14 protein-coding genes are annotated in these 14,923 nt (G+C 50.7%); 5 read left to right on the top strand and 9 right to left on the bottom strand.

Features of this window, described 5'->3' with window-relative positions:
* Positions 1 to 173: 173 nt before the first annotated feature.
* On the bottom strand, positions 174 to 1,001 hold the full coding sequence (gene dkgA / locus IP582_RS21375) for a 2,5-didehydrogluconate reductase DkgA (protein WP_193794391.1): 828 nt from the start codon (positions 999 to 1,001) through the stop codon (positions 174 to 176).
* A gap of 101 nt (positions 1,002 to 1,102) precedes the next feature.
* Positions 1,103 to 2,266: an alcohol dehydrogenase gene (yqhD, locus tag IP582_RS21370; protein ID WP_193794390.1), complete on the bottom strand. Its 1,164-nt coding sequence runs from the start codon at positions 2,264 to 2,266 to the stop codon at positions 1,103 to 1,105.
* A gap of 193 nt (positions 2,267 to 2,459) precedes the next feature.
* On the opposite strand from yqhD, the gene IP582_RS21365 reads away from it, so the two are divergent.
* The gene (locus IP582_RS21365; RefSeq protein ID WP_193794389.1) at positions 2,460 to 3,359 is read left to right on the top strand and encodes an AraC family transcriptional regulator; all 900 of its coding nucleotides are present in this window, start codon (positions 2,460 to 2,462) and stop codon (positions 3,357 to 3,359) included.
* Positions 3,360 to 3,398: 39 nt separating this feature from the next.
* On the opposite strand, the gene yghB is transcribed toward IP582_RS21365, so the two are convergent.
* Both yghB and metC read right to left on the bottom strand, forming a co-directional pair.
* Positions 3,399 to 4,058: a DedA family general envelope maintenance protein YghB gene (gene yghB, locus IP582_RS21360; RefSeq protein WP_039078078.1), complete on the bottom strand. Its 660-nt coding sequence runs from the start codon at positions 4,056 to 4,058 to the stop codon at positions 3,399 to 3,401.
* 131 nt (positions 4,059 to 4,189) lie between these two features.
* Positions 4,190 to 5,377: a cystathionine beta-lyase gene (gene metC, locus IP582_RS21355; protein ID WP_193794388.1), complete on the bottom strand. Its 1,188-nt coding sequence runs from the start codon at positions 5,375 to 5,377 to the stop codon at positions 4,190 to 4,192.
* A gap of 252 nt (positions 5,378 to 5,629) precedes the next feature.
* Here metC and exbB point away from each other — a divergent pair, with 252 nt between their 5' ends.
* Together exbB and exbD are read left to right on the top strand one after the other, a co-directional pair.
* On the top strand, positions 5,630 to 6,364 hold the full coding sequence (exbB, locus tag IP582_RS21350) for a tol-pal system-associated acyl-CoA thioesterase (RefSeq protein ID WP_039078076.1): 735 nt from the start codon (positions 5,630 to 5,632) through the stop codon (positions 6,362 to 6,364).
* A 6-nt stretch (positions 6,365 to 6,370) separates the two neighbouring features.
* Entirely contained in the window at positions 6,371 to 6,796 is a 426-nt protein-coding gene (gene exbD / locus IP582_RS21345; RefSeq protein ID WP_039078075.1) for a TonB system transport protein ExbD, read from the top strand.
* A gap of 193 nt (positions 6,797 to 6,989) precedes the next feature.
* On the opposite strand, the gene IP582_RS21340 is transcribed toward exbD, so the two are convergent.
* A complete protein-coding gene (locus IP582_RS21340) occupies positions 6,990 to 7,460 on the bottom strand; it encodes a cytoplasmic protein (RefSeq protein WP_193794387.1) in 471 nt (156 codons plus the stop codon).
* Entirely contained in the window at positions 7,453 to 7,857 is a 405-nt protein-coding gene (locus tag IP582_RS21335) for a hypothetical protein (RefSeq protein WP_193794386.1), read from the bottom strand. The genes IP582_RS21340 and IP582_RS21335 overlap by 8 nt, the downstream gene beginning before the upstream one ends.
* A 103-nt stretch (positions 7,858 to 7,960) precedes the next feature.
* Here IP582_RS21335 and IP582_RS21330 point away from each other — a divergent pair, with 103 nt between their 5' ends.
* Positions 7,961 to 8,467 carry an ESA_00282 family adhesion-associated protein gene (locus IP582_RS21330; RefSeq protein WP_039078072.1) on the top strand — a complete coding sequence of 169 codons (507 nt, stop codon included), beginning with the start codon at positions 7,961 to 7,963 and terminating at the stop codon, positions 8,465 to 8,467.
* 48 nt (positions 8,468 to 8,515) lie between these two features.
* Here the strand turns inward: IP582_RS21330 and IP582_RS21325 are convergent, their stop codons facing one another.
* From IP582_RS21325 to IP582_RS21315, 3 genes are all read right to left on the bottom strand, one after another.
* The gene (locus IP582_RS21325; protein ID WP_039078071.1) at positions 8,516 to 9,628 is read right to left on the bottom strand and encodes a phosphoserine transaminase; all 1,113 of its coding nucleotides are present in this window, start codon (positions 9,626 to 9,628) and stop codon (positions 8,516 to 8,518) included.
* A 25-nt stretch (positions 9,629 to 9,653) separates the two neighbouring features.
* Positions 9,654 to 10,880 (bottom strand): RimK family alpha-L-glutamate ligase, encoded by a 1,227-nt coding sequence (locus IP582_RS21320; protein WP_193794385.1) that lies wholly within the window; start codon positions 10,878 to 10,880, stop codon positions 9,654 to 9,656.
* Positions 10,881 to 11,094: 214 nt separating this feature from the next.
* Complete coding sequence (locus IP582_RS21315; RefSeq protein WP_107223713.1) at positions 11,095 to 12,135, bottom strand: aldo/keto reductase; 1,041 nt, start codon at positions 12,133 to 12,135, stop codon at positions 11,095 to 11,097.
* A gap of 1,097 nt (positions 12,136 to 13,232) precedes the next feature.
* Here IP582_RS21315 and IP582_RS21310 point away from each other — a divergent pair.
* The gene (locus tag IP582_RS21310) at positions 13,233 to 14,882 is read left to right on the top strand and encodes a methyl-accepting chemotaxis protein (protein WP_193794384.1); all 1,650 of its coding nucleotides are present in this window, start codon (positions 13,233 to 13,235) and stop codon (positions 14,880 to 14,882) included.
* The last annotated feature ends 41 nt before the right edge of the window (positions 14,883 to 14,923 follow it).

The raw sequence follows: 14,923 nt of genomic DNA, 5'->3' as shown, positions 1-14,923 counted from the left end.
ATCGCGAATAAATAATCATTACAAGTGATTATGTGGTTTCAGCATAAATTATGCTGCGCTACAAATGTGTACAAATACACAATAAGAATAGGGTTAAATTGTTTCCTGATGTTTCTGATTTCAGAGCAAAAAAAGCCCGGCATGGACGCCGGGCGGGTGGAGAGTAAAAGGCATTAGCCGCCGAACTGATCCGGGTCAGGGCCAAGACGTTTACCCTGATCGAGTTTAGCGATTTCGGCCAGCTCGTCTTTATCGAGACGGAAATCCCAGACGTCAAAGTTTTCGGCAATGCGCGCCGGAGTGACGGATTTCGGGATCACAACCAGACCGCAGTCCAGATGCCAGCGAATCACAATCTGTGCGGGGGTCTTGCCGTATTTATCCGCCAGCTCGCGGATAATTTTCTGGTCAAATACCCCTTCGCCGCCCTGTGCCAGTGGGCTCCAGGATTCGGTCTGGATTTTGTGCGTGGCGTTCCAGGCATGCAACTGGCGCTGCTGCAAAAGAGGGTGCAATTCAATCTGGTTGATAACCGGGGTCACGTTCGTCTCATCAATGAGCTTTTGCAGATGATGAATCTGGAAATTACATACCCCAATGCTCTTCACCAACCCCTGTTCCTGGAGTTTGATCATCCCTTTCCAGGCCTCAACATAGCGATCGATAGCCGGAACCGGCCAGTGCATCAGGTAGAGATCAACATAATCGAGCTGCAGTTTATCGAGGCTTTCTTGCAATGCTTCCTGTGGGCGTTTCTGATCGTCATTCCACAGTTTTGTGGTAATAAACAGGTCTTCACGCGCAACGCCTGCACTTTTTAATGCCGTGCCGACGCCGTCTTCATTTTTATACGCGGCAGCGGTATCAATAGAGCGATAGCCCACTTCCAGCGCCTTGTGAATGGCGGAAACCACTTCCTCATTGCCCGCTTTCCACACGCCAAGACCCAGCTGCGGCATCAGGTTGCCGTCCGAAAGCTTAATCACGGTTGGATGTGTCATGCATTCCTCCTGTATGAGCTTACCGGGACAAGTCCCGGTAAGGTTGTGTGCATTAAGTCTGGACGAAAAGTCCAAAAACGAAAGGCAGCGGAGTAAAAAGCTTAGCGTGCCGCTTCGTAAATGCGACGGCTGACTTCAAGAGTAATGTCCTGATGTTCACCGAGTTTTGTCATGCCATGTTCTTCCAGTTTTGCCAGCAATGCAGGGATAGAACTACCGTCCAGACCGTAACCGGACAGACGCGTCGGCACACCCATCTGCTCAAAGAAACCACGGGTTGCTTCGATAGCGGCATCGATACGACTGTCTTCAGAACCTTCGCTGATATTCCAGACACGTTCTGCATATTGCAGCAGTTTGGCGCGCTTGGTGTCGCGTTTCTCATTCCACAGGGCAGGGAGTACTATCGCCAGCGTCTGGGCATGATCAAGACCGTGCATTGCCGTCAGCTCATGGCCGAGCATATGGGTCGCCCAGTCTTGCGGCACACCCGCACCAATCAGGCCGTTTAGCGCCTGGGTGGCCGCCCACATGACGTTGGCGCGGACATCATAGTTTTCCGGTTCTTTCAGCGCTTTCGGACCTTCTTCAATCAGCGTCAGCAGAATGCCTTCGGCGAAACGATCCTGGATTTTGCCGTTTACCGGGTACGTGACATATTGCTCGACGGTATGCACGAAGGCGTCCACAACACCGTTAGCGACCTGACGCGGCGGCAGAGTGTAGGTGTAAACCGGATCCAGCACGGCAAAAATCGGCTGAACGTGTTCAGACATAAACGCTTGTTTATCGCCAGTGGTTTTACGGGAGATAACCGCGCCTTTGTTGGATTCGGAGCCGGTTGCCGGCAGCGTCAGCACGGAACCCATCGGGATTGCGCTGGTGATTTTGCTGCCGTAGGTTTGCAGAATTTCCCACGGATCCACGCCTTCCGCGTAATGCGCCGCTGCAGCGATGAATTTGGTGCCATCCAGCACTGAGCCGCCGCCGACCGCCAGCAGGAAGGTAATTTTTTCATCCTGCGCGATTTTGACGGCTTTCATCAGCGTTTCGTAAGACGGATTGGGTTCGATACCGCTGAATTCCCGCACATCCAGACCTTCCAGCGCGCTATACACCTGATCCAGCACACCGTTTTTCTTCACGCTACCGCCACCGTAGGTAATCAGGACGCGAGCGTCTGCCGGGATTTGTTCACGCAAATCGGCAATCGCGCCTTTACCAAACAGGATGCGGGTAGGGGTATGGAGATTAAAGTTGTTCATTGCTCGTTCCCTTTATGTGGGTGATTGATGAGCAGGCAGTATGCTGCCCGATGGCAATAATTGTGGCCGTGGTGAGCTTTCCTCTCAATGCACATTTCTGCCGATGTCTTGCCTGTTTCTCCAGCTTGCTGGAGAAACCGCACAAAAGATTGCACACTGTAGCGGTCGAAAAACTGTGAAGGAGCGGCGAGCTATGAACCGTGACGAGATTTGCCAGGCGCTAACGAAAAAAGTAAAACTACTGAAAAATAATGAAAACTATCTCAGTACGCTGCTTCCGGATATCCGTTTACTTTACGGTACTGAACCGGGAACCCGCACGCCGGTGATGTATCAACCGGGGATCGTTTTTCTCTTCTCCGGCCATAAGATTGGTTATATCAACGAGCGTGTATTTCGCTACGATACCAATGAATATTTACTGCTTACCGTACCCTTACCCTTTGAGTGTGAAACCTATGCAACGCCGGAGATTCCGCTGGCGGGGTTACGCCTTAACGTCGACATTCTGCAGCTACAGGAACTGCTGATGGATATTGGCGAAGATGAATCTTTCCAGCCTGCGATGGCGGCAAGCGGCATCAACTCTGCCACGCTATCCGAAGAGATCCTGTGTGCGGCGGAGCGTTTACTCGACGTGATGGAACGCCCTCTGGATGCCCGTATTCTGGGAAAACAGATCATTCGCGAGTTGCTCTATCACGTGCTCACTGGACCACGTGGCGGCGCACTGCTGGCGCTGGTTAGCCGCCAGACCCATTTCAGCTTAATCAGTCGGGTGCTGAAACGCATTGAGAGCCAATACACGGAAAACCTGAGCGTCGACGAACTGGCGGCGGAAGCCAATATGAGCGTCTCTGCGTTTCACCATAACTTTAAGTCGGTGACCAGCACCTCGCCGTTGCAGTACCTTAAAAGCTACCGCCTGCACAAAGCGCGAATGATGATGATCCATGATGGTATGAAAGCCAGTGCTGCGGCCATTCGGGTGGGGTATGAGAGCCCGTCGCAATTCAGCCGCGAGTTTAAACGCTATTTTGGCGTCACGCCGGGGGAAGATGCTGCGAGAATTCGCATGATGCAAGCGGGTTGATTTTCCTTCTCCTTTTGGGAGAAGGAAAAAAGAAAGGTATCAGGCGCTGCAGTATTTTTTCTTAATCACGACGGCCAGCGTACCCACCAGCCCGGCGACCAGCAGGAAAAGCGGCAGAATCATCAGGAATGTCATCACCTGATCTTCATGGCGCTTAACGAAGGGGATCATGCTGATGGCATAGCCCAACGTGGTGATCATGCCGACCCACAGCAGGCCACTGAGCCAGTTGAAAAGCTGAAAGCGGCGGCTGGACAAGCCTGAAATGCCGGCCATGGTTGGCAACAGGGTACGCACGAAAGCCAGGAAACGCCCGGCCAGCAGCGCCAGCAAACCGTGACGGTCAAACATGCAGGTTGCGCGCTGGTGATATTTCTCCGGTAACTGCGCCAGCCAGCTCTTCACCACTCGCGTATTCCCCAGCCAACGTCCCTGCAGGTAGCTTAACCAGCAGCCCAGACTGGCGGCAGACGTCAGGATCAGGAGTGTCGACAGGTAGTCCATGCAACCACGCGCCACCAGTGCGCCAGCCAATAAAAGCAAACTGTCCCCAGGTAAAAACGAGGCCGGAAGCAATCCGTTTTCTAAAAAGAGTGTGGCAAACATCACGAAATAGACGACGCCAACAATATGTGGGTTCGCCAGCGCTGCAAAGTCGTGGTGCCAGAGCGCAGCGATAATGTCTTGAATTACAGCCATGGACTTTCCTGTGGTACCGCTTAGAGAAGGCTATTGTACCTGCTTATCGCCCGAAACACCTTGATCCCAGGCGCAATTAATACAGAGTATTCTGCTAGCGTAATCAGAATTTTCAACCAGCAGTTAACAATTTAAACGATACGCTGGAAACCTGCGGCCAAATCTTCAATTAAATCATCAACATCTTCCAGACCAATATGAACGCGAATCAGAGTACCGCTAAAATCCACGCCGCCATCAGGACGAATAGCTGCGATCTGTTCCGGTTGATTTGCCAGAATTAATGATTCATACCCACCCCATGAGTAGGCCATGCTGAACAGTGAGAAATTATCGAGATAGGCCGCCAGCTCTTCATTGTTAAGACGCTTGTTCAGAATGAAGGAAAACAGGCCGCTGCTACCGCTAAAATCGCGCTTCCAGAACTCATGACCTTTGCTCCCGGGCAGCGCCGGATGGTTAACCTGCGCGACTTGCGCCTGTGAAGCCAGCCACTTCGCGATTTTCAGACTGCTTTCATGATGCTGGCGCAAGCGTACGCCAAGGGTACGCAGGCCACGGCTGGTCATATACGCCGTATCCGCATCGACCATTTGCCCCATCAGATAGGCATTCTCACGTAGTTGATCCCAACAACGGGCGTTGGAAACCGCGGTGCCGATCATCCCATCAGAGTGGCCAATCAGGTATTTGGTGGCGGCCTGAATAGAAATATCGATATCGAATTCAAGGGCTTTAAAGAGAATGCCTGCCGCCCAGGTATTGTCGATCATAATGATCGCCTCTGGCGCAACGCTTCGGACCGCCTGCACAATTGCCGGTACGTCATGAACTTCCATGGTGATGGAGCCAGGGGATTCGAGGAACACGATTTTCGTATTGGGCTGAATCAGACGCACAATGCCTGAGCCGATCATCGGGTCAAACCAACTGGTGGTCACGCCGAGTTTAGTGAGGATCTTCGTACAAAAATCCTGGCTTGGTTCATAGGCGCTATTGGTCATCAGGATATGGTCGCCCTGTTCTACAAACGCCAGAATGGTATTCGCCACTGCCGCGGCGCCACACGGGAAAAGGGCACATCCCGCGCCGCCTTCCAGCTCACACATGGCGTCCTGTAACGAGAAATGGGTTAGCGTGCCGCGACGCCCGTAAAAAAGCTCGCCCTTTGCGCGATTGCGTGTGGCCTGCTTTTTCGCTTCGACAGTGTCGAAAACCAGGGAGGAAGCCCGTTGAATGACACTATTCACCGAACCTTGCGTGTATTTCTTGCTGCGCCCCGCGTTCACCAGAGCGGTATCAATATGCTTCGCCGTCATGTTCGCCTAACCTGTTTTTATACGTCTGGATGTCCAGACTACCATGAATGCCAGACGATGCATCGGTGCCTGTTCTGATAAAGCATAAAATTTTATGAATATTCGGCGATGAAACTTTTTTACTGCGTGAGCGCAAGGAAAAAGCGGGAATATTGCGGCAGTATGTAAATACTAATGAGAACTACTATCAATTCGACGATGTTTTGATATTATTATGCTCAGATTTTGTGATATGCGTCGTGGAGATACACAGTGGGTAATAATTTGATGCAGGCGGATCTTTCCGTTTGGGGTATGTATCAACATGCCGACATCGTAGTAAAAATTGTGATGATCGGGTTGATTCTGGCATCAGTGGTCACCTGGGCAATCTTCTTTAGTAAAAGTGCTGAGATGATTGCGCATAAACGCCGCCTTAAACGTGAACAGCAATTGCTGGCTGATGCCCGTTCGCTGGATCAGGCCAGTGACATCGCCTCCGCTTTCCATGCCAGAAGCCTCAGCACGCAGTTAATTAACGAAGCCCAAAATGAGCTGGAGTTGTCCGCGGGTAGCGAAGATAACGAAGGTATTAAAGAGCGTACGGGTTTCCGCCTTGAGCGTCGCGTTGCCGCTACGGGCCGTCATATGGGCCGTGGCAATGGTTACCTTGCGACAATTGGTGCTATTTCCCCGTTCGTGGGGCTGTTTGGCACCGTATGGGGTATTATGAACAGCTTCATTGGTATTGCCCAGACGCAGACCACTAATCTTGCCGTGGTTGCACCGGGTATCGCGGAAGCGTTGCTGGCCACCGCGATCGGTCTGGTGGCGGCAATTCCTGCCGTGGTTATCTATAACATCTTCGCCCGCATGATCGGCGGTTATAAAGCGACGCTGGGTGATGTTGCCGCGCAGGTTCTGCTGCTGCAAAGCCGCGATCTGGATCTGGCTGCCAGCGCCGCAGCAAAACCCGTTCACGCCGCCCAGAAACTACGAGTAGGTTGATGCCCCATGGCAATGCGTCTTAACGAAAACCTCGACGATAACGGCGAAATGCACGAAATCAACGTAACGCCGTTTATCGACGTTATGCTGGTACTGCTGATTATCTTCATGGTGGCTGCGCCGCTTGCAACGGTAGATGTGAAAGTTAATCTGCCGGCTTCCACCAGTCAGCCGCAGCCGCGTCCGGAAAAACCCATTTACCTGTCCGTCAAAGCGGATAACAGCATGTTCATTGGTAACGATCCGGTGACTGACGAAACGATGGTGACTCAACTTGATGCTCTCACCGAAGGGAAGAAAGACACGACGGTCTTCTTCCGTGCGGATAAGACTGTTGATTACGAAACCATCATGAAGGTGATGGATACTCTGCATCGCGCGGGCTATCTCAAAATTGGCCTGGTCGGCGAAGAGGTTGCAGCCGCGAAGTAACCTTCGCGTTTGCTTATTAAGGCTGGCCTGCGGGTCGGCCTTTTTGTTTTCAGGGTTCCGCTCAGCCGACGATATAACACCTTATTTCAGGGGATGTTAACCTGAGAATGCGTATACCAATACAACGGGAATGATTCAGTGAATAGTCAAATAGGGTGAATAATTATTGATAATAGAGGGAGAGATTATAAGGTTATTTCGCTACTTGCGCAGGCTCTGACATAAGGGGCGTTGCAGCGTCTTCTGACGCAGGTTTTTCCTCAGGCGCAACGGTCTTCACAACCGAGGTACGGTATTCTTCATCGGCAAGCTTACGGCTGATACGCAGTGTTGCTGTCTCTCTGGCAAGGATATGCTGGTAATTGGCTTCCAGCCTGGCCATTATTTTTTCCAGCAGTTCAGGGCGCTCCTCTACGATAGCGTTGATTGCCGCACCATAGATCTCTTCTTTTACCTGAAAGGCATAGATTTCCCGGCGATTTTGCCACTTTAGTCGTACAAGGGCCGCAGGGATAGAGATGAGCTCATGGGCAATGCGCTGTATGGTGGCGTTCTTACTCTGAATCAGTGCATCGATATTTTGCTTTAAGATAAATTCGTCGCCAGGTTGATTGTCTAAAGTCAAATAAACGTCGTTATTATCTATTTTCTCCACGTCATTCATCCCCTAACTTATAAAACAAAGGCGTATCTTTTTCGCGGGTAATGAGATTAAGCCAAATTTCATTTCCTGCTTCATTAATTTGTTTGGTCTTTTCGGAAATTATTTGGCTTAATGTCTGGGCATCAATCTCGCCTTCGGCTTGCAAATCGTTCAGCAGGCGGGCAAAAGTTTCGATTTTTACCACACGATATAATCGATCTTTTATATGACGATCGCGCTCTTCAAGCAACATATTCCGCGACTGACCGGTACGATTGGCATTCGCTAATATATCACTGGCATAATCAGAGAGCGTTCTTTTTCCCTGAGTTAAATTAGTGTCTTTTTCTGCTTCTCCCGCTTCTGTTTCCGTAACAGAAATGTGAAATCGAGCCGGGACAAGATTCTCGGGGAGCATTTCTAATATCCTTTAATATCAATAAGGTAGGAGAAGTTCAGGCGTGAGGTTCGTTGACAATATCATGGCGCACTTTTAAAATCAAAAAAAATGGAGCCTGCATATGAACAGTATTTATTATTCTGTTGTCATTTTATTGCTGTTAACGGGCGGCGTACTTTTATTGATGCGCGAAAACAATAAAAAGCCGTCCATAGCTGAAACTGAAACGTTGGCGCCGCAAGCTAAGCCTCTGTCCAAAGAGGAGGGCGAAGACCATTTCGCAATGCTAATGAATGCCATTACCCCGGTGTGGTACTGGCGTGTAAATCATGAATATATCGATTTTCTTCATGCGACCATTAAACGCATGAACATGGCGGAGATAAATAGTGTACCTGGGTTATTTGAGGCGCAGCGCCGTTGCAGCGATCTCAATTCTGCCGTCTACAAGTATTATGACAATATTAAAAAGCGCTGTTTAAACGGCGAAAAAGTGATGCACTCTGACCTTGATGTGTTGAACTTGCGCCAGTGTTTTCGCGAGTTCAGCATGGAAGCCTACCCGGAACTGGTCGTGCTGGTATGGCCGGAATATCAGCGCCCGGAGATAGACCCGGCACAGGTGTAACCTGTCGTGACGCTCCACTGCTGCCGGAGCAGCAGTGGAACAGGCGAATCAATATTTCGCGTGGTGTTTAAAGCGGAAATCTTCCATAAAACCGGTCAGTTTTTCTACCGCGCCGAGCGTCAGCGCGTTATAGATTGAGGCGCGTACGCCGCCAATCGCGCGGTGACCGCCAAGGCCGGAGAATCCAGCGGCCGTCGCTTCATTCAGGAACAACGCTTCTAGCTCTTTCGTCGGCAAATTGAACGCAACATTCATATCAGAACGGAAAGCCGCTTCACCCCACGGGCGGTAGAAATCATTGCTGCCGTCAATCAGGCCATACAGCAATTTCGCTTTTTGCTGGTTGATTTGAGCCATGTTTTCCAGCCCACCGACGTCATTGAGCAGCCAGCGTGTGACCAGCAGTACCACATAAATTGCGAAGACTGGCGGGGTGTTGAAGTTTGAGTGTGACTCAACCTGGCGGCGATAATCCAGGAATGACGGCAGGTTATCCGGGGCGTTTTGTACGACGCTGTCACGAACCAGTACGATGGTAACGCCTGCCGGACCAATGTTTTTCTGCGCATGGGCATAAATCAGTGAGAATTTATCGGCCTCACACGGCTTAGACAAAAAGTCAGAAGACATGTCACAGACGCGCGGTACGTCGTCGCGGCCCAGAATACGATTGAACTGCAGACCTTCTACCGTCTCGTTGGAGACATAGTGAATGTACGGAGCGTCCGGCGAAAAATCTAACTCTTCATCGGTCGGCAGACGGCGATAACCATGTTCCTCACCGCTCCAGATGACGCGAACCGGGCCTTCACGCATGGCCTCGGTCACAACTTTACGGCTCCAGTAGCCGGTATCAAAATATTCTGCCGGGTGTTTTTTCCCCCGCAGCATGGTCATCGGGACCATAGAGAACTGCTGTGTCGCCCCCCCCTGCAGGAACAGGATATGGTAGTTGGAAGGCAAGCCCAACAGTGTGCGGATATTGTTTTCGGTTTCACGCACCACATTTTCAAACCAGTCTGAACGGTGGCTGATACCCAGAATGGACAGCCCCGCCTCAGGGACATTAATGATCGCCTGTTGGACCTGGTTTAATACCACCTCGGGCAGCGCGCCCGGGCCGCCAGAGAAGTTCAGTGCGTTATTCGGATTCAATGACATGTTCATACCTGTGTAGCATAAATGGTTAGAGCGTTTTACCGGCCCGTTGTAACAACATTTCCCGCATCGCAGTTTTGACTTTATGCATATGAATCTGCTTGTTGGGAAACATCACTTCGTCGTCCATGGCGTGCACGACCATCGCCGGATCGATTTCAAAAATCAGCAGTTCGCCATTCTGCGTCTCGGCACAATCGATACCGATGTACTCAAGGCCTGTGCGCTGGCTTATTGCGTCCAGTGCATCATGGTGGCGTGCGGCAAAATCAGCGAATTCGTTCAGGAAGCGAGCTTCCTGAGCGCGTTTGTTTTCGTCTTCGTACATCCCTGCGTTGACGTAATGGATCATCCAGTTGGACGACACGGCCATATGGCAGGCATACGCTTTGCCGTCGATTAGCACCAGGCGCATTTTGCGAAACAGACCGTCGTCACCGCTGTAATCCACGAAACGGGACAAGAAAAACGTATCCTCGTCGTTCTGCTGCAGATAGGACGCGACGGCCTCACGGTTATCCACTTTTTGTAGACCGTGACCGCCATGGCTGCCGACCGGGCGCAGAATAATCGGGAAGGCGTGATCGTCGGCGATATCGGAGACCGACTTCTCTCCCGCAGCCACAGACTGCAGAGACTGGCGGCTGGTATGCAGCGCCGGACAGATCACCAGACCGGGCACATTTTGCAGCAGGATACTGGCGTTGTGGCGTTCAGAATTGGGGACATTTTGAGGCGGATTCAGGACTGGCGTAGGCCAGTCGCGCAGAACATTCTCCAGGCGCTGCAAAACGGCACTTTGTTCGTCGCTGGCACCAATCGCCACCATCACCAGATCGTGTTCCGGCACGGGTGACGTCAACGGATGCGGCGCAGTGGGATCAACATAGTAATTGATGAGATCGATGTCGCTATCTTCAAGCAGGCAGTCGAGCGGAATATTGGCCGAAAGATTACCCGGCACCATCAGCATCAGTACACGCAGTTTCGTTGGCTGACGCGCATGCCAGTGGTAAACGCGTTGCATCTGCAGCGCCTGGTTTTGAATTTGCAGACCTAACTCTTCATGTTTCAGGCTCATCATGGCCGTGGCAAGGTTCATCCACAGAGTCGCATCTTCCGGTGCTTTTTCCGCAAGGGCGATCATTTCTTGTGCCATAGAGGAGAAGTCAACACCTGCGATGCTCATACGTAAAAACGGCGCCATTCCCAGGAATGGCAACGATTGAGCTTCCGGCTCTGACGTTAACGACATACTGAGTGCCTCTGGTTATACAGTCGATATGACTTATGATGCTATAAATGACCAGATGGCAATGCGGTGATTAGCGGGGATAAAAAGCGGGATAACGAGAGTTACCCTCGGAAAGTGCGTCATGGTTGGGGTAAATAGTGCGAATTTTTCTATGAAAGGCCGATAAACCACCTGAAGGGTAATAAAAGAAGGGGGAACTGCGCCCCCTTCATTTTTACTTATCGGAGGAGGCGTGCCAGAGGTTGAGTTCACCGTCGGCAACATGCTTATCGATCTGCGCCAGCTCGTGTTCGCTGAATGTCAGGTTGTTTAGCGCCAGCACGTTTTCTTCCAGTTGCTCCGGACGGCTTGCACCGATCAACACGGAGGTGACACGGTCGTCTTTCAGCAGCCAGCTCAGCGCCATCTGCGCCATGGATTGCCCACGCGCGGTGGCCATCTCGTTAAGCAGCCGCAGGCTGCTGAGGTTGGCTTCGGTCAGCATTTTTTCCGACAGGCCGCGAACCTTCTTCCCTTCTTTCTGCATCCGCGAACCTTCCGGGATCCCGTTAAGGTATTTTCCGGTCAGCAATCCCTGTGCCAGCGGGGTAAAGGCGATGCAGCCAACGCCGTTGGCGTCGAGCGTATCCAGTAAGCCGGTTTTATCGACCCAGCGGTTAAGCAAGTTGTAAGAAGGCTGATGGATCAACAGGGGAATCTTCCACTCGCGCAGCAGCGCTACCATTGTCTGGGTTCGCGGCGTTGAATAAGAGGATATGCCGACATAGAGCGCTTTACCGCTCTGTACGGCCTGGGCCAGCGCGGCGGCGGTCTCTTCCATCGGCGTATTCTCATCGACACGGTGTGAATAGAAGATATCGACGTAGTCCAGCCCCATGCGTTTCAGGCTTTGATCGAGGCTGGCGAGTAAGTACTTACGGGAGCCGCCGGAACCGTAAGGGCCGGGCCACATGTCATATCCTGCTTTGGTGGATATGATCAACTCATCGCGGTAAGCGGTGAAATCTTCACGCAGCAAACGCCCAAAGTTTTCTTCCGCGCTACCCGGAGGCGGGCCGTAGTTATTGGCTAAATCAAAATGGGTGATGCCTAAATCGAAGGCTTTACGTAACAGCGCACGCTGGGAATCAAGGGCTTGAACATGGCCGAAGCTATGCCACAAACCCAGCGACAGTGCGGGCAGGCGCAGGCCGCTTTTACCGCAGTAACGATACTGCATCTGCTCATAGCGAGCAGGGTTGGCAAACCAGGGCATGATGTCTCCTTTCTTGTAGATGTAGGGTCGAAACAGTGTTTTTATTCTATAACGGTTCTGGTGGCGTGCTCTCGACGGGATAAAAAAATCTCTTCGCTAGCGTTCTTCTCTCTAATGATAACGTCTTGCGATTATTCACTTTATGGGGTTATCAGGTGCTGAAATAGATTGTCGACACTGAACTCCGACGAAGGGGCTCTGGGCGTTGAGGTAATATTGTGTTTAAGACGTTACGACAAGGTAAAATAGACTTGCGCAAATACTTCATATCGACAGTGCTGTCGGCGATGCGACATGCGAGCTTTTCCGGAAGATGCGCAAATTTTCTGAGAAAATTCTTAGGTTATGACGTTCGCGCACCGTTGTTGCTATGAGACGGACAAACGATAAATTATATTTATTGAATATGATCGAAATAACAGTTGGTTTTCCACGCTTCCCGTAATCCTGCCTGCGCAGTGTCACTTTAAAAGCATCGCGCTGTACGATTTATCGCATTTCAATCAGAAGGTTATCATCCTCTCTGAACGTCACGGTAGAGACCGCTTTTTGTCACCATTACGGGTAACAAAAAACGCATTAACATTACTAATGGTGTGGTTATTATTTCTTTGATTTTATTTATGGCGGCGTGGTTAATATTTATTTTTGTATTTTATTATGATTCTTATATCTTTGTTTTAAATTTGAATGCGGTGTTGGTATGTTGTTATTTCCTTTATTGGGCGTCTTTTTTGTTTATTTATAATATTTTTCTCAGATCTTTTTTAATTTTCCTTTTATTTATAAAAAACGTTTTGTATTTTTTACTTTAATTACGAATCTAATAACTCATCAATAAATTTCCCTCATAATATAAAGCAGTTACATATAGTTTAGTTAGGTTGCTAACCTTAAAAATCGAATGATAAACCGCACCTTGTTTTCAAAAAATAACATCCATAAGTGAAGGTAAACCACGATGGGATATGGACAAATATTGCCCATTTTGTGATCAATTTTTTACTTTGAACCATACAAATTCCCTAAATGTTGCCGATAAAGGAATTAACTCTCAATTCCGAGTAAGCATGTCCCTTCACTGCAAGGAAATAATTATGCGTATGCTTCAAAACTTTACTATCCGAATCGTCATGCTGGTGATCCTGGGCATTTTTGGCCTGTTGTGGTCCGGTGTCGGTTTGTATAGCGTTTTCTCTCTTTCAAAAGTGGCAGATGGCAATGAAGTTGATCGCCAGCTTGTGTCACAGATGACGTTGCTTAGCCAGGGCAATGACCAGTACTTCCGTTTTGTTACGCGCCTTAGTCGTGCGATGGAGGCAAAAAGCGCAGGCGGTGCAGTCGATTTTGCCCCTGCACAGCAGTCGCTTGAGAGCATGGCGAAAAAACTCACCGAGTTTAAAGCTATCTCTCCAGGACCTATGGATCCGAAGGTATCAGAGCAGGTAATCGCTGCCTGGCAGGCACTGCTTGATCAGGGCGTCACACCGCAGATGCAGGCCGCCCAACAAGGGTCGGTTGAAGCCTATCGTCAGCAGGCAAACAACGTGACCCCTGCATTGAGTCGGGCATTTGGCGCAACCACTGACAGCTTTAATAAAGCGGCAGGTGTCAGTCTTGACGAAACTCGTGTGATGGTTGACAGCCAGACCCACATCATTCGTATGATTATTATCGTGGCAATGGTGCTGGGGTTACTGATTCTGCTATTCACCGACCGCTACCTGGTGACCATGCTGGTGAGACCGTTGGATGCCATTCGTGATCACTTCACGAAAATGGCACAGGGTGACCTTAGCCAGCCAATCCCGGATTTTGGTCGCAATTGCGTAGGACGTGTCGTGCCCTTGCTACGTGCGACTCAGGATAGCCTGCGAGATGCGGTCAGCTCTATCCGTAACGGTAGTGAGAATATCTGGCGCGGCGCGACCGAGATTTCCAGCGGCAACAATGATCTCTCTTCCCGTACCGAGGAGCAGGCGGCAGCGCTGGAACAGACGGCAGCCAGCATGGAACAACTGACGGCAACGGTGAAACTGAACGCCGATAATGCCAGTCAGGCAAGTGAATTGGCCGATATCGCCTCCTCAACGGCGAGTAAGGGCGGCGCGCTGGTAGAGGAGGTCATCAGCACAATGGATGGCATCTCTCAAAGCTCGAAGAAAATTGCGGAAATTACTACGGTCATTAATAGCATTGCCTTCCAGACCAACATCCTGGCCCTTAACGCCGCTGTCGAAGCTGCTCGTGCGGGTGAGCAGGGGCGTGGCTTTGCGGTTGTTGCAGGCGAAGTGCGTAACCTGGCCAGCCGAAGCGCAGGCGCGGCGAAAGAGATCGAATCGCTTATCGCAGACTCCGTTACCCGCGTGGAGAAAGGCGCCAAACTGGTCAATGACACCGGCACTACGATGGAAGGCATTCTGCGCGCGGTTACCGAAGTGACCACCATCATGAAGCAGATTGCTGCCGCATCCGCGGAGCAGAGCAAAGGCATTTCGCAGGTAGGCGTCGCCATAACCCAGATGGATAGCGTCACCCAGCAGAACGCCTCGCTGGTAGAAGAAATTTCTGCAGCAGCAGCGGCGCTTGAGGTACAAACAGAAGAGTTGCAGCGTTCTGTACAACAGTTCCGTTTGTCTGCTAATGAGCAGGTCAACGTCGCTGCGCCGACGGCAGTGAAAACACCTGCCTTGCGCGGTACCGCTAAGAAAGCCGCTTCTTCGTCAGATGAGTGGGTCGCATTTTAAATAACACTGTTACTGCTCAAAATATCGCTATATAGTTGTGT

Source organism: Citrobacter sp. BDA59-3, from assembly GCF_015167655.1.
In the GTDB taxonomy this organism is placed as follows: domain Bacteria; phylum Pseudomonadota; class Gammaproteobacteria; order Enterobacterales; family Enterobacteriaceae; genus Phytobacter; species Phytobacter diazotrophicus.
This window is presented reverse-complemented; position numbering and strand designations above follow the sequence as displayed.